Origin of the sequence: Pseudoalteromonas sp. CH_XMU1449-3 (assembly GCF_037027245.1) — a bacterium.
Lineage (GTDB): Bacteria > Pseudomonadota > Gammaproteobacteria > Enterobacterales > Alteromonadaceae > Pseudoalteromonas > Pseudoalteromonas shioyasakiensis.
The window spans coordinates 83,290-104,945 of the sequence record NZ_JAYMDY010000006.1 but is presented as its reverse complement, the minus strand read 5'-3'; the positions used below and the strand labels follow the sequence as shown (position 1 = coordinate 104,945).

Sequence of the window (21,656 nt, the reverse complement as noted above, 5' to 3'; positions counted from 1 at the left end):
ACTTGTGTGTCGTCTGCTCGTCTTTATTACATCACTAAAACCCTACTGAGCTATGGCTTAGACGAATTAATTCCACGTAAACGAGTGCCTTGGTTTGCCAAACTCGCCCGTGGCAGCTTATTTTGGTTACGTAACCAACATAAAGATAAACCTGCAGGTATGCGCTTACGACTTGCTCTGCAAGAGCTTGGCCCTGTATGGATCAAGTTTGGCCAAATGCTTTCAACACGCCGTGATTTACTCCCTCATGATGTCGCATTAGAACTTGCCTTATTGCAAGATCAGGTTGAACCTTTTGAAGGTGAACTTGCCCAGCAGCTTATTGAAAAAGCGCTGGGTATTAATGATATTAGTGAATTGTTTAGTGATTTTTCGCAAACACCTTTAGCATCAGCCTCAATTGCACAAGTTCACACGGCAACCTTAATTGATGAGCATGGCGCACCACAAGATGTGGTGATTAAAGTCATTCGCCCTAACATTAAAGAGCAAATTGATGCCGACTTAATGCTAATGCAAAAAGTCGCACGCTTAGTGGCTAAGTTATTAAAAGAAGCGAAACGTTTACGCCCTATTGAGGTAGTAAACGAGTACAAAAAAACCTTGCTCGATGAGCTCGACTTAATGCGTGAAGGGGCGAATGCGATTCAGCTACGCCGTAACTTTGAAGACTCAGATTCACTCTACATTCCTTTTGTTTACAGTGACTACAGCCGCAGTAACGTATTAGTAATGGAGCGCATTTACGGTATTCCAGTATCTGATACCGAAGCATTGCTGGCACAAAATACCAATATGCAGCTACTAGCTGAGCGTGGTGTCGAAGTGTTTTTCACACAAGTATTTCGTGATAGTTTCTTCCACGCTGATATGCACCCGGGTAATATTTTCGTTTCTCGCGAAAACCCTCATAACCCAAAATATATCGGTATTGATTGCGGTATTGTTGGCACCCTTAATCGTGAAGATAAGCGCTATTTAGCTGAAAACTTTATTGCCTTTTTCAATCGTGATTACCGCCAAGTAGCACAGCTACACGTTGATTCTGGCTGGGTACCCGCCGATACCAGCATTGAAGAGTTTGAATTTGCCATTCGTACTGTGTGTGAGCCAATTTTCAATAAACCACTGGCCGAAATCTCGTTTGGCCATGTGTTAGTCAACCTGTTTAATACGGCTCGTCGCTTTAATATGCAAGTTCAACCGCAATTAGTGTTACTGCAAAAGACGCTGTTGTATGTTGAAGGCCTTGGCAGACAACTGTATCCACAGCTTGATTTATGGAAAACCGCTAAACCTTTTCTAGAAGATTGGGTCAAAGAACAAGTTGGTCCGCTTGCAGTAATGAAAAAAATGTATGCGAACTTGCCATTTTGGGCAGAAAAAATGCCTGAATTACCTGATTTAATTTATCAAAACTTAAAGCGTCAACAACAACCTGTACAATTGCCAGCGCCGCAATCTGCTAAACCTTTGTTACTCAGCATCTTTGCTGGCAGCTGCTTGATTGTTTCAGGCTTATGTTATTTGCAGCATGACTTAGTTGCCAGTGCAATTACCGCAGGCTTTGCTGTAGCAGGCTTTATTGCAGCATGGCGTAGCGCATAAACTAAGTGCTATTTATGTTTTGGTGAGTATAATCGAGACAAGTCTATTCGATAAATTTGAAAAAACGGAGTAACCCATGGGTTTTGGTGGTATCAGTATTTGGCAATTAATCATTATTTTGGCAATCATCGTGTTGTTATTTGGCACAAAAAAACTTCGTGGCATCGGCGGTGATTTAGGTAGCGCAGTAAAAGGCTTTAAAAAAGCCGTGTCTGATGATGACCAAGCTAGCGCTAAAAGCGAGCAAATAGAACAAGCTTCTAACACGCAAAACAAAGAAACCGTAGAGAAAAGCAAAGACGACCATAAGGCTTAATCAACATGGGGATGTGGGAACTTGTTGTCGTACTGATCGTGGGTCTAATTGTATTAGGCCCAGAGCGCTTGCCTGTGGCAATTCGCACGGTTAGCCGCTGGGTAAAAACCTTAAAGTCAGTCGCCAACTCAGTGAAAGCAGAAGTGAACGAAGAACTCCGTATCCATGAGCTTCACGAAAACTTAAAAAAAGCAGAGCAACAAAACTTGCAAGAACTATCTCCAGATCTGCAAGACTCTGTAAACGAACTTCAAAAGGCTGCTCAGTCAGTCACCCACAGTTACAAAAAAGACACGCCTGAAAAAGCAGAAAGTAACAATAATGACGAAAAAAAGTGAATTTAATCTCTGCTTTTGTGGTCAATAACAATGATGATGAATAGTAAACTATGACCGAGCAAGCTCACACAGGCTTTGTTGGCCACTTAATTGAGTTACGAAATCGACTCATGAAAGCTTTGTTAAGCATTTTGCTAATATTTATCGCCTTGGTGTACTTTGCCAACGATATATATAGCTTTGTTGCAGCACCACTTATTGCAAACTTGCCTAGCACTGCCACCATGATCGCAACGGATGTAACGGCACCTTTTTTTGCACCGTTTAAACTCACCTTATTTGTGGCGTTATTTGCTGCTATTCCTATGATACTGCACCAAGTTTGGAGCTTTATAGCACCTGGCTTATATCAACATGAAAAGCGTATGCTAATGCCAATTTTGGCCTCTAGCATCTTGCTATTTTATAGTGGTATCGCTTTTTGCTACTTTGTGGTGTTACCTATTATTTTAGGGTTTTTCACTAACACTGGCCCTGATATGATGACATTAGCGCCTGATATTAGTAGCTATTTGAGTTTTGCTTTAAAACTGTTTTTTGCTTTTGGTATTGCGTTTGAAATACCTGTTGCCATCATGCTGTTATGCTGGAGTGGCGCAACAACAACGAAAAGTTTAAAAGAAAAACGGCCTTATATCGTGGTAGGTGTATTTGTAATTGCTATGTTCTTAACACCTCCTGATGTACTGTCACAAACATTACTAGCATTACCCATGCTGTTATTATTTGAATTAGGTTTAATTTTGGCTGCATTTTATACCGCCAAACCTCAACAGGAATCAGAGGAATAAATGAAAAAACAACTCATTCCATTAGTTGCACTGTTAACGATTACTGGCACTGCACAAGCAAACGAAGTTAACTTACAAGCACTACAAGCGTGTACTTTTGTTGAAAATGATTTTAACCGCTTACTTTGTTACGACAACGTGATGGCAGGTAAATCACTATCAAAGCCTGCGACAAAAAAACAAATTGAACAACCTGTTGCAAGCTCAGCTGCAGCTGCTTCCCCAGCACCTGTTGCCGCAGCAGGAGCTACAAATGAACAAATCGTAAGAACAAAAAATGAAGACTTTGGTTTAGAGCATAAAGAAGTTGCTAAAGTAAACGATGACCAAATTAGCGCTAGTGTAAAAAGCGTGAAAAAAGCCCCTTACGGTGAGCTCATCATCGAACTTGATAATGGTCAACAATGGCGTCAAGTTGGCTCTGATAGCTTACGTCTAAAAAAACAAGATGTTGTGGTTATTGAACGTGGCGTTTTCAATTCTTTCCTTTTAAAAGTTGAAGGCCAAAACCGTTCGATTCGTGTTAAGCGCACTAACTAATGAGCATTTCGCTGGTTGATGCTGGCGTCAACTTAAGCAATCATCAATTTGATGATATTCATGAAGCTGTGTTACAACGTGCCGCTGAGGCAAATGTAACGCAGCTGCTTCTTATTGGCTGCGATCTGCAAACTAGCCAAGCCTCTCTTAACCTAGCCAAAAAATTTAAGCAATTTTGCACTGCAGGAATTCACCCTCATGATGCAAAAACCGCCGACGAACACCTTGAAGAACACTTAACAACGCTTAGCCAAAACCATGAAGTAGTTGCTATTGGTGAATGTGGCCTCGATTACAATCGTGACTTTTCTCCTCGGGACGTTCAGCGTAGCGTTTTTAGACGCCAACTGCAGCTTGCTGAGCAGCTGAATATGCCAGTTTACTTGCATGAGCGAGATGCTAGTGAAGATATGCTCGCAATTTTAAGTGACTTCAAAGTACGAGGCGTATTGCACTGTTTTACGGGGGATGAAAAAGCGCTCCAAAGTTACCTAGCAATGGGGCTTTATATCGGTGTTACGGGTTGGGTCTGCGATGAACGCCGCGGTGAGCAATTACAAGCCTTAGTGCCATCAATCCCTTTAGAACGCTTGTTAATCGAGACTGATGCGCCTTTTTTAATGCCAAGAAATATTAGACCAAGACCGAAGTCTCGTCGCAATGAACCTCAGAACCTTCCTTATGTGTGTCAGCAAATTGCTGATTTAAAAGGCTGTGAATTTACTGAAGTGGCAAAACAAACTACACTAAACTTTCAGCAATTATTTTCCATAAAGGGTTAAGATGAAGCGCCTATGGTCACTTTGTGGCGTACTCTTCGTTTTTTTATTTACTCCTTATTTATTGGCTAACCCACTTATTGTTAGCTCACAATTTAAGTCTCAACATACGCTAAATGTTGAGTACACCCTTGATCCTATTACTCAACAACAAGCATTTAGCAATGCTAATGTAAAATGGCTGAAAAACCGAGGTGAAACCTTAAATCTAGGCATGACTTTAAAGCCTCTGTGGCTCAAGCTATCGATAAAAAACACCTCATTAGATGATGTACCGCTGATATTATCGATAGATAACCCTTTACTCGATGAAGTGAGCGTCTTTCACCTGCAAGGTGGGCATGTGTTATTTAACACAAAAATAGGTGACGCCGTTCCTTTAGCCAATCGGCAAATTAAAAATGAATCGCTGCTAGCCTCATTAACTATTCCAAAAGCCAGTCATTCCGAAATCTACCTAAAAATTAAAAACAACGGTGGCCTAAGAGTACCTCTAAGCCTTTGGAGCCCCTCTGAATACCTAAAACATAAAAGTAAGTTCAATTTATTGTACGGCTTATTAGTCGGTTTTATTTTATCGCTCGCACTCACTAATTTAGTACTTTATGGCTTTTCTAGACGCCGCTATTTCGCCTACACTGGGTTATTACTTACCTTACTTTGGTTGTCGCTAGCCTACCTTTATGGCTATGGTTATCGTTACTTACAACCGAGCGGTTCATCGTTTCAACAACTCACCATACCGAGCCTATTTTTCATTTGTGGTGCGTTATTTGTGCCCTTGCAAGGCTATATATTCGGCTTTACCAAATCTCGCTTAAATCGCTTTCAGTATTGGCTAGCGTGGGTCGTAGTGCTTGTCACCGTAATAATGTGGCTCTTACCAATTCATATTGCAATTACACTTTGCTTATTAAGTTTACCTGTGGTGCTTATCATCTTTGCAAGTATTGCTCTAAAGCAGTTTAACCGTGAGTATAAACAGCCTTGTAGCGCTTTTCTAATCGCCCTATTCGCTTTCTTCTGCGCCATTATTTACAGCGCACTTGGGGTATTTAACCCGTTTAATTTAAATATCGGAGTGCTGTCACTTACCTTTATTTGCTTTTTGGTTTGTAGCTTAAGTTTAAGCTATGCAGTTATAAAACTGTTTTTGATGCAGCGCGATGCTGAAGTTGCAGCACAACAAAATGCCTTAGCTGAGAGCAAAGCTAAAGATACTTTAATGCGCGAGCGCCTTGAACTGCAAGAACAAGCTCGCCAAGACCTTGAAGCGAATATCGAGGAGCGTACCTTTGAGTTACAAGTGACATTACGCGAGCTTGAAGAGAAAAACCGAGAGCTTGAACAACTCAATATGGAAGACGCGCTGACAAAAACCAAGAACCGCCGTTACTTCGATAAAAAGCTACTAATGGATATTCGTCGCTCGCGACGTGAACAAACACCTTTAGCCATCATCATGTTAGATATTGACCATTTCAAAGTAATTAATGACACCTACGGTCATTTAACCGGTGATCAAACCATTCAATCAGCTGCCGATGTCATTAAACAGCACCTGAAACGACCTCTTGATGAAGTGGCGCGCTACGGAGGCGAAGAATTTGTCGTGCTGTTGCCTAATACGCCACTGACAGGTGCATTAGAAATTGCCGAACAAATACGCAAAGCAGCCCAAAATACTGATATAATAGTTGCCGGAACAACGATTAAATTTACTTTGAGTGCAGGTGTTTACAGCGCAATTGCTGAAGACATTAATAACCCAAGTTTATTCACTGACTATGCCGACAAAGCCTTATATCATGCCAAGCAAACAGGTCGAAATCGCGTAGTGAGTTATCCTCTACCAGACTAGGAGTATACAAAGCATGGCCCAATCAGGACTCGACCTTTTCCCTTATACACGTATGCGCCGCATGCGTCGTGATGACTTCTCTCGTCGCCTAATGGCTGAAAACCAACTAACTGTTAATGACCTTATTTTTCCTGTATTTGTGTTAGAAGGTAAAAACCGCCGCGAAGCTATTGAGTCTATGCCTGGCATTGAGCGTCTTTCTATCGATTTACTACTTGAAGAAGCAAAAGAGCTTGTTGAATTAGGTGTCCCTGCTGTGGCAATTTTCCCGGTAACACCGAGCGATAAAAAATCTCTACTTGCTGAAGAAGCCTATAACCCAGATGCATTAGCACAACGCACTGTCCGCGCGCTTAAAGAAGCTTTTCCTACACTAGGTGTGATCACAGATGTTGCACTTGACCCATTCACCGTTCATGGTCAAGACGGCATTATCGATGAAGACGGTTATGTGATTAACGATGTAACAACTGAAATTTTAGTTAAACAAGCGCTATCGCATGCCGAAGCGGGTGCGGATGTAGTTGCACCATCAGACATGATGGATGGACGTATTGGTGCAATTCGTGAAGCACTCGAAGCCGAAGGCCATATCCACACTCGTATCATGGCTTATTCTGCTAAATACGCCTCTAGCTATTATGGCCCATTCCGTGATGCGGTAGGTTCTGCAGGCAACTTAAAAGGTGCCGACAAAAAGACCTATCAAATGGACCCTGCGAACTCTGATGAAGCAATTCGTGAAGTAGCCCTCGATCTGCAAGAAGGTGCAGACATGGTGATGGTAAAACCAGGTATGCCTTATTTAGATGTAGTACGCCGCGTAAAAGATGAGTTTGGTGTACCCACTTTTGCTTACCAAGTAAGTGGTGAATATGCCATGCATAAAGCAGCCATTGATAACGGCTGGCTTGCAGAAGAAGCAATAATCATGGAATCTTTATTAGCATTTAAACGTGCTGGCGCCGATGGCATCCTGACTTATTTTGCAAAACAAGCAGCTATTTGGTTAAAAAATAACTAATCTAAAGTAAATGTTCTAAAAATTGGTAATTATTCCTATTTTATTAACATTTTGTATTTAATTTGTCATAGATTTTTCTTAAAGTACTGTGTCCCATATTGGGACTTTTATAATACATACACGGGAAAAATAATGATAAATACAAAATTAACGCCGCTCGCGCTTGTGATTGCAAGCCTGAGCGCACCTGCTTCTGCCAACCTAATCATCTCTGAATACGTTGAAGGAAGCTCTAACAATAAAGCGGTAGAGCTTTACAACACTTCTGGTGCTGAGCTATCGCTTGACGGTTACACCATCTCTTTATACTCAAATGGTAACGGCGATCTAGCAGACCCGAATAACAGCTTAGCTTTAACCGGTACTCTTGCAGCAAACGCAACTTACGTTATTGTTAATGCAGGCTCTGCAGATGAGTTAAAAGCCAACGCGGACACTGAATCAACAATCACTTATTTCAACGGTGATGACGCATTAGTGCTAACTAAAGACGGTGCAATTGTTGATAGCTTTGGTCAACTGGGCGTAGATCCAGGTTCAGCATGGGATGAAGGCGGCGTTTCAACACAAAATAAAACACTTCGCCGTAAAGCTACAATCACTTCAGGCCGTACTGATGCAACCTCAGCGTTTAATCCAAGCGATGAGTGGGAGCAATTCGACCAAGACGATTTCAGCAATATAGGTCAATATGGTGAGAGCACAGAGCCAACGCCTGAACCAGAACCAGTTACTCCTCTTGAGTGTGGTGCAGAAAAAACCTTAATCAGCGCAATTCAAGGTGAAGGCGGCGACAGCCCGCTTATAGACACTGAAGTAGAAGTTGAAGGTGTTGTTACAGCTGACTTCCAAGGTGATGACCAACTAAAAGGTTTCTTCATTAGCTCACTTGCTGCTGATATTGATGAAAACCCACTTACTTCTGAAGGTGTATTCGTTTATTTCGCAGATACCGACGTTGCTGTTGGTGACCATGTGCGTGTTAAAGGTAGCGTGGCTGAATACTACAGCGCAACACAACTAGGCGATGTTAGCCAAGTTGAGATCTGTGCGACAGGTTTATCTACTGACGCAACCGCTATCACTTTACCAGTTACTGACGTTGCAGACCTTGAAGCTTATGAAGGCATGTTAGTAACCATAGATCAACCTTTAGTCGTTAATAACAACTACGGTCTTGGTCGCTATGGTGAAGTTGACTTAGGTACTGAGCGTTTATACCAAGGTACTCAAATTGCGCTACCAGGTGATGCTGCAAATGCTGTTGAAGCTGAAAACCTGAAAAAACAAATCTTAATCGACGATGGTTCAACAAAGCAAAACCTTGATCCTATTGCCTACCCAGGTACCGGCCTTGATGCCTATAACACGTTACGTTTAGGCGATACTGTTAATACAATTACTGGTGTAATGGGTTACAGCTTCGACCGTTACCGTATTCACCCTACAGTACAACCTGAGTTCACTGCGACTAACCCTCGTACAGATGCACCAGAGCTTAACGAAGATGCAGACCTACGTGTAGCAAGCTTCAACGTATTAAACTATTTCAATGGTGATGGCCAAGGCGCAGGCTTCCCTACTAGCCGTGGTGCAGATAGCGAAGAAGAGCTGATTCGCCAAGAAGCTAAATTAGTTAGCGCAATTACAGCTATTAACGCTGACGTTATTGGCTTAATGGAAATCGAAAATGACGGTTTCGGTGAAAATAGCGCTATTGCTAGCCTAGTATCTGCACTTAATGATGAAGATGCAGAAAATACCTACGCATTTGTTGATTTCGGTGTTGACCAAATTGGTACTGATGCAATCACTACAGCACTGATTTATCGCTCAAATAAAGTATCTGAAGTTGGTAAGGCTGCTCATACTACAGTAGAACCTTTCGATTACAGTAATCGCCCGCCAATTGCACAAAGCTTCCAATCTCTTGAAAGCGAAGAAATCTTCACTGTTGCCGTTGCCCACCTAAAATCTAAAGGCGGCTGTGGTAGCGCTGAAGGTAATAATGCTGACTTAGGCGATGGTCAAGCATGTTGGAATGAAATCCGTGTTGCGGGTGCAAATGCATATGCTGATTGGTTAGCAACTTACCCAACTGAAGTTGAAGATGAAGATATCATCCTAGTCGGTGATATGAACTCTTATGCGATGGAAGATCCTATTCGTGCATTTGCAGATAAAGGTCTGAAGAGTGCGGTTGCTGAACTAGACGGCGACACATTAGGTTACTCTTATAGCTTCTCTGGCCGCATTGGTAGCCTTGACCACGCACTAGTCTCTGAATCTATGCTAGCTAAAGTTGTTGCTGCTACGGATTGGCATATCAATGCCGATGAGCCAATTAGCCTAGACTACAACCTTGAGTATAAGTCATCGACACAACAAGCTAGCCTATACGCTGACAATGCATACCGCGCATCTGATCACGACCCAGTAATTGTTGATATTCAATCTGCAGAGCCTATTCCTGCAGAGCAGGCACCAGTAATCGAAGCGAGTCAATCATTCGAAATCGTAGAAAATAGTGAAATTGGCGCTGTGATTGGCCAACTAGTTTTCTCTGATGGTGATGCTGATTACACCCCAGTAGTAAGCTTTAGCATTGAAGGTGAGCATGCTGATGCAATTGCAATCAGTGCTGCAGGTGAAATCACAGTGGCTAAAGAGCTAGACTTCGAAGAAGAAGACAAGCTTACGCTGATGATCCGTGCAGAAGATAGCGCTGGTAACCTATCAGAAGCACAACTGCTATACATCAACATCACAAACGATGAAGCTGATGATGAAGTAGAAGATGTAGCTGAAGAAGTTGAAGAAGAAACAGAAGAAGAGTCAAAAGATGATGATTCTGGTTCATTTGCTTGGTTAAGCTTACTTGCTTTACCGTTTGCACTTCGTCGTCGTATGAAAAAATAAACGACACTGCATATGAATAAGGCCGCATTTCGCGGCCTTTTTTATTTCAGTTCACTTAATTTAGCATTATTGAGGCTTGCTAGTATTAGGCTTTACATTGCAGATTAGGCTTTATGGCACAACCTGCTTTTGACTTATAGAGCTTAGCAATGTCAATCTGTTGCTGCTCATCAATCTGCCAGTTCATAAACTGGTGTGTTTTACCATTCGCTAAGGTAATTTTAAATACTGTGATAAATGCCATTGGGTTAAATTCAACAGTGACAATATCTTCAGCGTTGATGTAACGCTTACCTAATCCTCGCGAATAACAAATCCCCGCCTTGTAACAGTGTAAGAAGCGCAATTCTAAAAAATTTAATAGAGTAATAAATAGCAGAACAGGTAACAATAGCATCAAAATTGATGCTCCTAGCAAAGTAACGCTTAATGCAACAAGAATAGCCAGTGCTATCTTGCTTCCCTGTAGAGTCCAATTAGGACTTAACTTAATCGTTTTCATGAGTATATTTCTATAGTTGTAATATTTAATAAGCAGACGTTTAATACAAAATGATTAAAAAATCATTCGGGCGCCATTTTACATAGACTAAAAAAGGTACACAAGGTACAAAAAAGCACTTTTTTACTAGAATAAAGTAATTAGCTTACAACTTACTAATAACCTTATATATTTCTTGAAAATGAAATTTGTATTAAAATCGTACAATTTAAGAGCAGCAGCACTTAAATCGTATTAGCTATTTAGAAAATACTTTAAAAGTGCGATACCTGTACCGGTACATTAATAACTCAAAGCTGAATGGTTAATTAACATACAAAGGAAAGAAATGATTACTTTGTAATCGAAAAAATTACGACAATATATTTACGATTTTTAGGCAATAAAAAACCCGCAGCATGTGCGGGTTTTTTTAAAAGAATTAAACGGCTAATTACTTAGCAGCTTTTTTCTCTTTTTCTGCAGCGATTACTGTTTCAGCAACGTTTGCAGGACATGGTGCGTAGTGTGAGAACTCCATAGAGAACTGACCACGACCAGAAGTGATAGTACGTAAGTGGCCGATGTAACCGAACATTTCAGAAAGTGGTACATCACCCTTGATGCGAACGCCCATTGCGCCAGCTTCTTGGTCTTTGATCATACCACGACGACGGTTAAGGTCACCGATTACGTCACCTACGTTGTCTTCCGGAGTGAATACGTCAACTTTCATGATTGGCTCAAGAAGTTGTGCACCCGCTTTAGGGATAGACTGACGGAAAGCGCCTTTAGCAGCGATTTCGAACGCGATTGCTGATGAGTCAACTGCGTGGAAAGCACCGTCGAAAAGTTCAACTTCAACGTCTAATACTGGGAAGCCAGCTAGAACACCTTCTTGCATCATTGATGCGAAGCCTTTCTCAACTGCAGGCCAGAATTCTTTAGGTACGTTACCACCAACAACTGATGAAGAGAACGTGAAGCCTGAGTTTTGCTCGCCTGGCTTGATGCGGTAATCGATCTTACCGAATTGACCAGAACCACCAGATTGTTTCTTATGCGTGTAGCTATCTTCGATTTCTTTCGTGATAGTTTCACGGTAAGCAACCTGAGGTTGACCAACAACTAGGTCTACGCCGTAAGTACGCTTAAGGATATCTACTTTGATATCTAAGTGAAGCTCACCCATACCTTTAAGGATGGTTTCGCCTGAATCTTCGTCAGTTTCAACTTGGAATGAAGGATCTTCTGCAACCATCTTACCGATCGCGATACCCATCTTCTCGTTACCGCCTTTGTCTTTAGGAGCAACAGCGATTGAGATTACTGGATCAGGGAAGATCATCGCTTCAAGTGTACATTCGTGCTTAGGATCACAAAGAGTGTGACCAGTTTGAACGTTCTTCATACCAACAACAGCGATGATGTCACCCGCTTGTGCTTCAGTAAGTTCGTTACGCTCGTCAGCTTGCATCTCAACCATACGGCCGATACGCTCTGTTTTACCAGTTGCTGAGTTAAGGATTGTGTCACCTTTCTTCATGCGACCAGCGTAGATACGGATGAACGTAAGTGCACCGAAACGGTCGTCCATGATTTTGAACGCTAACGCTTTAAGTGGCTCATCTGCAGAAACAGTTGCTACTTCACCAGTAGGCTCACCTGTTTCAGGATCAGTTAGAGGTTGTGGGTCAACTTCTGTAGGCGAAGGTAGGTAATCTACAACCGCGTCTAATACTAACTGCATACCTTTGTTTTTGAATGCAGAACCACAGTATGTTGGGAAGAACGCAAGATCACGAGTACCTTTACGGATACAACGCTTGATGTCTTCTAGAGAAGGCTCTTCACCTTCCATGTAAGCCATCATTAGGTCTTCGTCTTGCTCAACAGCAGACTCAACAAGCATCTCATGGTATTCGTCAACTTTGTCTACCATGTCAGCTGGAACGTCTTGTACTTCGTAGTTTTCAGGAAGACCAGTCTCGTCCCAAACGTATGCTTTTTTCTCAAGTACGTCTACAACACCAGTGAATTGGTCTTCGATACCGATTGGTAAAGTCATAACTAGTGGGTTAGCACCTAGTACTTTCTCAACTTGACCTACAACGCGGTAAAAATCAGCACCCATACGGTCTAATTTGTTTACGAAGATTACACGTGCAACTTCTGATTCGTTCGCATAACGCCAGTTAGTTTCTGACTGCGGCTCAACACCACCAGAACCACAGAATACACCGATACCACCGTCTAGTACTTTAAGTGAACGGTATACTTCTACTGTGAAGTCAACGTGTCCCGGAGTATCGATAACGTTTAAGCGGTGGCCTTTCCACTCACAAGTTACAGCTGCTGATTGGATTGTAATACCGCGCTCAGCTTCTTGTTCCATGAAGTCAGTAGTAGACTCACCGTCGTGTACCTCACCAGTCTTATGAATTTTACCCGTAAGCTTAAGGATACGCTCAGTGGTGGTAGTTTTACCCGCGTCAACGTGGGCGAAAATACCAATATTTCTGTACTTCGATAAATCTGCCATTATTTTACTCTTAATAAAGTCGAAAAATTATTCGGCGGGAGTATAGCATTACTTAAAGCGAACATCACCATCGAAGTCGCTTAAAATGCAATCAATTTTATAAAATTTTTCTATGCTCAGGATAAGCGGCACTTTTTAACGTGCCGAACAGTGAGTTTATGCTACTAAAATCGCTAATTTAGCACTGATTTGGCTATTAAATGATGCGATTAGCTACTTGTCATTTTATAACAGCGCTCAGGTCGCCCGATACTTCCATAGCTCTGATCAGCACTGACTTGCTCAGCTTCAAGCAAGTATTCGAGGTAACGACGGGCTGTTGAGCGGCTTACGCCGACTAAATCACCCATTTGCTGAGCAGTAAAAGCCGTGCCAATATTCGCTTTAAAAGCTTTTAAGATCTTTTGTAAAGTAAGCTGATCCACCCCTTTTGGCAACCTGACCGGGGCTTTTAACTGTTCTTGCGATCCAAATAAAGTATCGACCATAGATTGGGTTACTTCATCGGCATCTGACAAACATTGCTGCCTTGCTTCGAATCGCGCCAGCGCTTGATCTAAACGATTTAGCATTAATGGTTTTACTAAGAAGTCACAGGCACCAAGTTGCATGGCTTTTTCAAGTGTTTCTACTTCTTTTGCTGCGGTTAATAGCATTACTTCGCTTTTCATTTCTTCGCGGCGTAATTCATTAAGTAAATCAAGACCATTGCCATCGGGCAAATGAATATCGAGCAAAATTAAATCGGCATTAATCGCCGATAATAGCGCTTTCGCAGTGGCAAGATTGCCTGCAATACCAACAACCTGATATTGCCCCTGACGTAGAGTTTGCCGTGCCCCTTGTTGGCCAGCAACGCCATGAGGAAGTAATAAGTATTGCGCCAATAATTGGGCTACTTCAACTTCGTCTTCAACAATGACAACTGAGTAAGTCATGTTCTTTACCTTTTATTTATAGGCTGATCATTTTTTATTATTTTGGAATGTAGACACTTAAGCGTGCCCCCATCAGATCAGACTCACCTATTTCTAAACTACCACGGCACGAATCTAAGTTGGTTTTAACTAAATAAAGGCCGATACCATGCTCAGCCCCAGACTTTGAACTGTATTGTGGTGTGAATATCACATCCTTGTCATCGCCTAATCCAAAGCCGCTGTCTTCAACATCAAACAATAATGTTTTACTGGTTTCATCAACCGTAACACGAACTTTAGGGGTACGTGTATCGCTAGCTCGAATAGCAGCTTCAATTGCGTTATCAATCAAATTGCCAAGTATCGAGACAACCCGTTCAAGCATATCTTTACGGGTGATCGATCCTAATAAGCTATCTGGATTAAGCTCAAGTATCACGTTTAATTCACGGGCTTTATGGTATTTACCAACCAATAAACCTGCTAGTACCGGATCTTGGATCCTTTCGAGCAAATGATGGATCTGCGCTTGCGAGCCTTTACTTTCTTGACCAATTAACTCAATCGCCTGATCCGTTTGCCCCATCTGAATTAACGCACCAATTAAGTTTAGCTTGTTCGAGTAATCATGCGTTTGCACTCGTAATAACTCAGCAAAGGCTTGCACTTTGGTTAATTGCTGCGATAAATATTCAAGTTCATCCGCAGGGCGCATACTCAACAAAATACCATCAGCCTGACCTTGCACTTGCAATGCATATCGCGACAACACAATGCGTTTATCGGCGGCAAATAATTCAAAACCAACAATCGGACGCTGTTGGTTATGCATTAAAAACTCGCTATGTTCAGGAAGTAAGTCTGCAAGTTTAAGTGGTTGATGAATACAGCTGGTCGGTTTACCAAGGATTTCGCAGGCACGTTGATTTAAGTTACGTACATTACCTTCAGGATCGAGGGCGATAATGCCGCTACGAACAGTATTCAAAATAGCATCTTGCTCAGAGAACAACCGTGCTATTTCGTCAGGCTGTAACCCAAAAATAGCATTACGAACCCGTTGACCAATATACACCGCGGCCAAAATACTTAAACCTACTAACAACAAACCCCAAAGCATAATTTCAGCACTGCGAGCACGAATAAGCGGTTCAATTGATTGCACTAAAAAGCCAACCGATACCAAGCCGATGACTTCGCCTCGCTCTGAGAGCACAGGGACTTTGCCACGAATAGACTCACCCAAACTCCCTTTTGCAATTGACACATACCGCTCACCACGCAGCGCCGCTTTACTATCACCACCCACCATCGGCTTACCTAGCTTGTCGGGATCTGGGTGAACAATGCGGCGGGTATTCTTATCGCCAATCACGATAAAGCTAGCTGCGGTGAGTTCACGAATATGCTCTATTTGCGTATTTAACTCATCAAGCCCTTGCTTGGTTTGCAATGCATTTTGCACGTCATCCCGTGAGGCAATACTGGTTGCGAGCGCAAGCGCTTTATCACCCATGTGGTTATGTAAGCTTTCTGCGGTGATTTGATACACCAATGCGCCAAACAATACAGCCTGTAAAACACATAGACCGGTAACCCAAATAATGAGTCGCGTTTCTAAGCGCTTGGGTTTTTTAACCACATGCTGAAATGGGTTTAGCTTATTGGTGTATCTCATATCAGTGCCTTGTTCTACGCATGTTGCTCTGCTTGCGTAGCTGCTTTTTCTTTACGACGTTGGACAATATAGTCTTTCAGTGGGAACAACAACACTAAGATCGAAATCACAAAAATACTCAGTGTTAATGGACGGTCCCATAAAAAGCTTAGTGAACCATCTGAAATCATCATGGCACGGCGGAAGTTTCGCTCAATCATATCACCGAGGATAAAGCCAAGTAATAAAGGCGCCATCGGGAAAGCTAACAATCGAAGCACCAAGGCCACCAGCGCAAAGCCCACCATCATAAATAAATCAAAGGTGTTAAATGACACTAAATACACACCAATTAAGCTGAAGAATAAAATCATCACTGTCAGCACAGATTTAGGCATTGCCAACACTTTAGCGAAATATGGGATCAACGGCAGATTCAAAATCAGCAGTACAATATTGCCAAAGTACATACTAACAATGACAGCCCAAAACACGCTTGGGTTTTCTTGCATTAACATAGGGCCCGGCTGAATACCGTAGGCAATTAATGCACCTAGCATAATAGCTGTTGTACCAGAGCCTGGAATACCTAAAGTCAGTAATGGTACAAATGAGCCCGTACAGGCAGCATTATTAGCCGACTCAGGTGCCGCCAAACCACGCATTGAGCCCTTACCAAATTTATCTTTCAGCGCCTTTGGAGCAAGATTACGCTCAGTGGCATAGGCCATAAAGCTGGCAATGGTTGCCCCTGCGCCCGGTAAAACACCGACAATAAAACCAAGTAAAGATGAGCGGCCAACCACAGGAGCCATGTCTTTTACTTCTTCTTTGGTTAGCTTTGTTGAACCAATTTTTGGCGTATCAGGATCATCAATTTTTTTATCTGGTTCAGCTTCAGGGCGTGCCACATTAATCAGCGCCTCAGCCAACGCAAACGTTGCCATTGCTACTAATAAAAAACTAATACCATCTAATAAATCAGCTTGGCCAAAAGTAAAGCGCTCGGTACCTGAAGAGGGATCAATACCTACCGTTGCCAGCATCAAACCAAATACCGTCATCATCATAGCTTTTAAAAATTGCCCTTTATTAGAGAACGCGGCAATGGCCGTTAAGCCTAAAAACATCAGTACAACATAATCAGGCGACTGAAAACTTAATGACACTTTCGCTAATAATGGCGCAGCCACCATCAATAAAATGGCGCCAATCGTCCCGCCTATAAAGGATGAATAAGCTGCAATCGCAAGGGCTTTACCAGCCTTACCTTGTTTTGCTAGCGGGTAACCATCAAACGATGATGCTACCGTCCCCGCCACACCCGGCGCATTAATCAAAATTGAAGAAGTAGAGCCACCGAATATAGCCCCGTAGTAAACACCGGCCATTAAAATCATGCCCGAATCAGCACCGATGCTGTAAGTGATCGGGATCATCAACGCAATCGCGGTAATTGGACCAAGACCCGGTAGCATACCTATGAACGTGCCAACAAAGCAGCCTACGATCACATATAACAAGTTGTTCCAGTCGAGTACGGTCGACAAACCTAACATAATTCCATCAAGCATAACTTAACTCCACAGATTGCCAGGGACTAAGTAAATGCCCAGTACTTGTGTCATTAAAAACCAAAAAACCACGGCCACAGGCACAGAAGCAAACAACAACACTGCCTTACGGCGTTCGCCCATAATAAAAAAGCCCGTAATTAAAAAGGCACTGGTGGCAATTAAAAAGCCGAACGGTTCAAGCATGGCGCTATAAGCAACCATTAATACCAACAGTGCAAAGGTACGCAGTAAGTTACCCTTACTGAGTAGCTCTGCTTTTTCTGCAGGCGCTTGCTTTAATAAGTTGGCACCAATCGAAAGTACACACACCACAATACCGAATACCGCATACACTTTTGGTAAAGTTGCTGAAGTAACGCTTTCGTACTCTTCAAATGGCATAAGTGGAATTTGCCAAGCCACAAGGGCATAGAGGGTAAAGAGGACCAAGAATAAACTTGGTCCAATTAGTTCACGGTTTAACATCGTCTAACCTTAGCCTCGGATAAAACCAAGTTCTTTCATTACAACGCGTAATTGCGCTTCTTGCTGCTCAAGCGATTTAATAAACGCTTCTTTTTCTTGAAATAGATTTAGCCAACCATTGCGGGCACGAACCGCTTCCCATTCAGGGGTTTGTTGCAACTTACGTAGCTTTTCTGTGTACTCGGCAAGTTTGTCTGCTGGTAAATCTGGGGTTGCAAAAAAGCCGCGCCAGTTTACGAACTCCATGTCGTAACCTAGCGACTTTAAGGTTGGAATTGCTGGGTAATCTGGCAATTTATCTGCAGAAGTCACCGCTAAAATACGTGCCTGACCACCATTCGCGACTTCGAGTGCTTCACTTAAGCCTGTTGAAAGTAAGTTGACCTCACCCGACAATAAACCAGCTTTCGCTTTACCACCGGCATCGTAAGGAATGTAACGTAATCGACGACCATCAAGACCCGCCGCTTTAACCGCTTGTGCAGCCACTAAGTGATCCATGCTGCCGCGCGCAGAGCCACCTGCTACTTTTACAGAGCCTGGGTCTTTTTTCATTGCATCAATAACGTCTTGCCATGTTTTAAATGGCGAGTCATTACGCACCACAAATGCACCATAATCAGCAATCATGCTTGCAACTGGTGTTAAATCGCGATAGCTGTAAGGAATTTTGCCTGATAATGCGCGCAGTACGATAGGCGTTGAGTTAACCATCAACATGTCGCCTTTTTTAGTGCCCGACTCAATCAAGTAAGCAATTGCACGACCACCGCCGCCGCCCGACATATTCTGAAACGATGCATTATCTTCAATGCCCGCTTTTACCATTGCTTCACCGACACCACGTGCTGTGGTATCCCAACCGCCGCCTGGGCCACCCGGTACCAAAAAGTGTAAGTTTGCTAATGCCAGTGGGCTGGCTACTAATAATGAAGCTGCTAAAACAGATCTTTTTAATGATTTAAACATAGTCATAATGCACGACTCCTAAAATAAGTACTGCATACGAGCACTGATGCCCATACCTGAATCTTCATCACCTACCAGCGTAGAAGCACCGGCACCATCAACATCGCTGTAAATCAGGTTGCCCATAAATTTGATATCGCTGCTTAGGTAATATGATGTGCCTAATGTATAAGTGGTTACGTCGGTACCTTGCTGTTTGCTGCTAGCATTCATTTGTGACACACGGGCAACAAGCTCCCATGCATCTTTAATCCCTTTTGGTTGTACAAATAGCGCTGAACCTGCTTTGTAACGGCGCTGCTCACCGCCTAAGAAGTAACTTGCCGAGACATGAAAGCCATCAAAACGCTCACCATCAAGTTCGTTACTACTATCTACCGTATCAAGGTAACGGCTGGCATATTCAGCCTCTAGAGTGAATGCATTTGCTTGGTAGGCAAATTCAAGACCGCTTTGTGACATGCTATTTAGCGCTGCGGTTTCACCACCGACTGCGTAATCCACTAAGCGAACATTGGTTTCACGCACTTCACCACGGGCAAAACGAGCGCTTAAATCATTGTCGCCCATATCACGATAAGAGTGCCAAGCACCTAAATGAATCACATCACCCGGCGCTGCACTTGACCAGGTTAAGCGACCTGTTACAGCCAATGTCAGTTTGTCATCTTCGTCATGGCCCGATGCACCAAACGCATCGTTTTTGTAAACACCCACGGCGTAACGTAAGCCTGAATCTTTAAAGTATTGATAAGCCGAGATACCCCAACGGAAGAAAGGCGAGAAGGTGTTAGCAAGGGTGCTACGCTCAATAGTATTAATGTGTTTAGAACTGGTTAGCGCATTGAGCGACATGTCTTCACGAATTTTACCGGCTTTTACTTTTAAGCCGTTGTCGAATGCATAACGTACCCGCGCTAACACGATTTCAGCCGTGCCTTCAGAAAATTCGAGTAGTAATTTGTGATCCCAGTTGCCATGTTCACTTTCAACATAAGTACGGATACGACGTGGGAAGAAGTCGCTGCCTCCAGCGCCATCATTGTCGGCATTGTAAGCACCGTCGAAATAGTTGTAATCAAGTTGCACGCGACCACCAAATTCTAGGTTGAAGCCGCTAGATGTTTTTAATGAATCCACTTCTTTTTGAAGTGCATCGAGTTGTTGCTGTAGTTGTTCAGTGTCGCTTTGTGCGAATGCTGATGTACTTGCTAACGCCGCTGCAACGGCTAAAGCGAGCTGTGTGTTACTTGCTTTCATGAATTACTCCACACCAGATTATAATTATTTGTTGTCGTTGATCGGCCTACTGCAAATGGCGATCTGGTTTGGAGCATAGTGTTAACGATAGATTAACGAAATGTTTAGGGGGTAAGTTGCATTGATGGTGATAAATGGCTTTTTGTTCATAAAACTCATGAACAAAAAGCACATTACTGGGGGTTAGTATAAAATCTAGGCAAATTAGCTGCTTAAAAGTCGCAAAACTAGCTAAAAGTCATCTCAGGAACGTCACCAGAGACAATAAGTTTGCCCTGTGTCTTAGCAATAATTTCATCAACCGAGACACCTGGAGCACGCTCTAATAAATGAAATGCACCGTCTTTGATTTCTAAAAGAGCCAAATCGGTGATCACTTTATTGATACAACCAACACCCGTTAACGGCAAACTACATTCGGTCAGCAGTTTTGATTCACCATGCTTGTTGGCATGGGTCATAGTACAAATAATGTTTTTAGCACCGGCTACTAAATCCATCGCACCGCCCATCCCTTTAACCAACTTTTTCGGGATCATCCAACTGGCAATGTTGCCGTTTTGGTCAACTTCAAACGCACCCAGCACGGTTAAATCAACGTGGCCGCCGCGGATCATGGCAAAGCTTTCTGCGGAGCTAAATATAGCCGCCCCCGTTGCAGCGGTGACCGTTTCTTTACCTGCGTTGATCATATCGGCATCAACTTGGTCTGCACTTGGGTATGGCCCCATACCGAGTAAACCATTTTCTGATTGCAGCATCACTTCGATGCCATCAGGGACATAATTAGCGACCAAGGTTGGAATACCTATGCCTAAGTTAACGTAGTAACCATCCTGTAGTTCCATCGCCACGCGTTTAGCGATTTGTTCTCGTGATAATGCCATCAGCGTGCTCCTTATTGATTCTCTTGCTTAGTGGTAACTTTCTCGATGCGTTTTTCAAATTCACCTTTAATCACTCGGTCAATATAGATACCCGGCGTGTGAATTTGGCTTGGCTCTAGCTCCCCTGGCTCAACAATTTCTTCAACTTCAAGAACCGTAATTTTGCCTGCGGTTGCTGCCATCGGATTAAAGTTCATCGCCGTATGACGATAAATACAGTTACCGTAGCGATCTGCTTTCCACGCTTTAACTATCGCAAAGTCGCCAGTAATGCTTGGCTCTAATAAATAATCGCGACCATTAATATTGCGGGTTTCTTTACCGTCAGCCACCGGTGTACCGACACCCGTTGCGGTATAAAATGCAGGAATACCCGCACCACCAGCACGCATTTTTTCAGCTAAAGTGCCTTGCGGTGTGAGCTCAACTTCAAGTTCACCATTTAATAGTTGCTGCTCAAATAGCGCGTTTTCACCGACGTAAGAGGCAACCATCTTACTGATTTGCTTGTCTTCAAGTAGCACTCCTAAACCAAAACCATCAACGCCACAATTATTCGATACCACAGTTAAACCACGGGTGCCTTGACGTTTAATTTGCGCAATTAGTCCTTCAGGAATACCGCATAAACCAAAACCACCGGCTATCACTGTCATGCCATCTTCAAGGCCAGCCATTGCTTCGCTATAACTTGTAACTACTTTATCAAAACCTGCCATTGG

The 21,656-nt window shown here is 42.9% G+C and carries 19 protein-coding genes; 9 read left to right on the top strand and 10 right to left on the bottom strand.

Going from position 1 to position 21,656, the window contains the following annotated elements; all coding sequences use genetic code 11:
- Positions 1–6 precede the first annotated feature (6 nt).
- The 9 genes from ubiB (at position 7) to WA256_RS09380 (ending at position 10,176) form a co-directional block, all read left to right on the top strand.
- Positions 7–1,608, top strand: coding sequence for a ubiquinone biosynthesis regulatory protein kinase UbiB (gene ubiB, locus WA256_RS09420; protein ID WP_055198579.1), 1,602 nt, complete (start codon positions 7–9; stop codon positions 1,606–1,608).
- 76 nt (positions 1,609–1,684) lie between these two features.
- Positions 1,685–1,924, top strand: a complete 240-nt coding sequence (tatA, locus tag WA256_RS09415) for a Sec-independent protein translocase subunit TatA (protein WP_054562924.1) — start codon at positions 1,685–1,687, stop codon at positions 1,922–1,924.
- 5 nt (positions 1,925–1,929) lie between these two features.
- Positions 1,930–2,262: a Sec-independent protein translocase protein TatB gene (gene tatB, locus WA256_RS09410; RefSeq protein ID WP_054562925.1), complete on the top strand. Its 333-nt coding sequence runs from the start codon at positions 1,930–1,932 to the stop codon at positions 2,260–2,262.
- Between the two features lie 50 nt (positions 2,263–2,312).
- Positions 2,313–3,053 (top strand): twin-arginine translocase subunit TatC, encoded by a 741-nt coding sequence (tatC, locus tag WA256_RS09405; RefSeq protein ID WP_055198578.1) that lies wholly within the window; start codon positions 2,313–2,315, stop codon positions 3,051–3,053.
- Positions 3,054–3,593 (top strand): hypothetical protein, encoded by a 540-nt coding sequence (locus tag WA256_RS09400; RefSeq protein WP_062566300.1) that lies wholly within the window; start codon positions 3,054–3,056, stop codon positions 3,591–3,593. It abuts the gene before it with no gap.
- Positions 3,593–4,375: a TatD family hydrolase gene (locus WA256_RS09395; RefSeq protein WP_130167374.1), complete on the top strand. Its 783-nt coding sequence runs from the start codon at positions 3,593–3,595 to the stop codon at positions 4,373–4,375. Before WA256_RS09400 ends, WA256_RS09395 begins: the two co-directional genes overlap by 1 nt.
- 1 nt (position 4,376) lies before the next feature.
- Positions 4,377–6,233, top strand: a complete 1,857-nt coding sequence (locus tag WA256_RS09390; protein ID WP_082710960.1) for a sensor domain-containing diguanylate cyclase — start codon at positions 4,377–4,379, stop codon at positions 6,231–6,233.
- 13 nt (positions 6,234–6,246) lie between these two features.
- On the top strand, positions 6,247–7,257 hold the full coding sequence (hemB, locus tag WA256_RS09385; protein ID WP_062566302.1) for a porphobilinogen synthase: 1,011 nt from the start codon (positions 6,247–6,249) through the stop codon (positions 7,255–7,257).
- Between the two features lie 132 nt (positions 7,258–7,389).
- The gene (locus tag WA256_RS09380) at positions 7,390–10,176 is read left to right on the top strand and encodes an ExeM/NucH family extracellular endonuclease (protein WP_335990785.1); all 2,787 of its coding nucleotides are present in this window, start codon (positions 7,390–7,392) and stop codon (positions 10,174–10,176) included.
- Positions 10,177–10,261: 85 nt separating this feature from the next.
- On the opposite strand, the gene WA256_RS09375 is transcribed toward WA256_RS09380, so the two are convergent.
- From WA256_RS09375 to WA256_RS09330, 10 genes are all read right to left on the bottom strand, one after another.
- Positions 10,262–10,678: a hypothetical protein gene (locus tag WA256_RS09375; RefSeq protein ID WP_130167370.1), complete on the bottom strand. Its 417-nt coding sequence runs from the start codon at positions 10,676–10,678 to the stop codon at positions 10,262–10,264.
- Positions 10,679–11,111: 433 nt separating this feature from the next.
- Entirely contained in the window at positions 11,112–13,199 is a 2,088-nt protein-coding gene (fusA, locus tag WA256_RS09370) for an elongation factor G (RefSeq protein WP_062566304.1), read from the bottom strand.
- A gap of 209 nt (positions 13,200–13,408) precedes the next feature.
- Positions 13,409–14,137 (bottom strand): response regulator, encoded by a 729-nt coding sequence (locus tag WA256_RS09365; protein WP_054552333.1) that lies wholly within the window; start codon positions 14,135–14,137, stop codon positions 13,409–13,411.
- 37 nt (positions 14,138–14,174) lie between these two features.
- Complete coding sequence (locus WA256_RS09360; protein WP_062566305.1) at positions 14,175–15,797, bottom strand: ATP-binding protein; 1,623 nt, start codon at positions 15,795–15,797, stop codon at positions 14,175–14,177.
- Positions 15,798–15,811: 14 nt separating this feature from the next.
- A complete protein-coding gene (locus WA256_RS09355) occupies positions 15,812–17,350 on the bottom strand; it encodes a tripartite tricarboxylate transporter permease (protein ID WP_054552331.1) in 1,539 nt (512 codons plus the stop codon).
- A 3-nt stretch (positions 17,351–17,353) separates the two neighbouring features.
- Entirely contained in the window at positions 17,354–17,818 is a 465-nt protein-coding gene (locus tag WA256_RS09350) for a tripartite tricarboxylate transporter TctB family protein (protein ID WP_054562934.1), read from the bottom strand.
- A 9-nt stretch (positions 17,819–17,827) separates the two neighbouring features.
- A complete protein-coding gene (locus WA256_RS09345; RefSeq protein WP_370316435.1) occupies positions 17,828–18,793 on the bottom strand; it encodes a Bug family tripartite tricarboxylate transporter substrate binding protein in 966 nt (321 codons plus the stop codon).
- Between the two features lie 12 nt (positions 18,794–18,805).
- Positions 18,806–20,047: an OprO/OprP family phosphate-selective porin gene (locus WA256_RS09340; protein WP_054552329.1), complete on the bottom strand. Its 1,242-nt coding sequence runs from the start codon at positions 20,045–20,047 to the stop codon at positions 18,806–18,808.
- A 227-nt stretch (positions 20,048–20,274) separates the two neighbouring features.
- A complete protein-coding gene (locus tag WA256_RS09335; RefSeq protein ID WP_054562936.1) occupies positions 20,275–20,934 on the bottom strand; it encodes a 3-oxoacid CoA-transferase subunit B in 660 nt (219 codons plus the stop codon).
- Positions 20,935–20,945: 11 nt separating this feature from the next.
- Entirely contained in the window at positions 20,946–21,653 is a 708-nt protein-coding gene (locus WA256_RS09330; RefSeq protein ID WP_054552327.1) for a CoA transferase subunit A, read from the bottom strand.
- Positions 21,654–21,656: the final 3 nt, after the last annotated feature.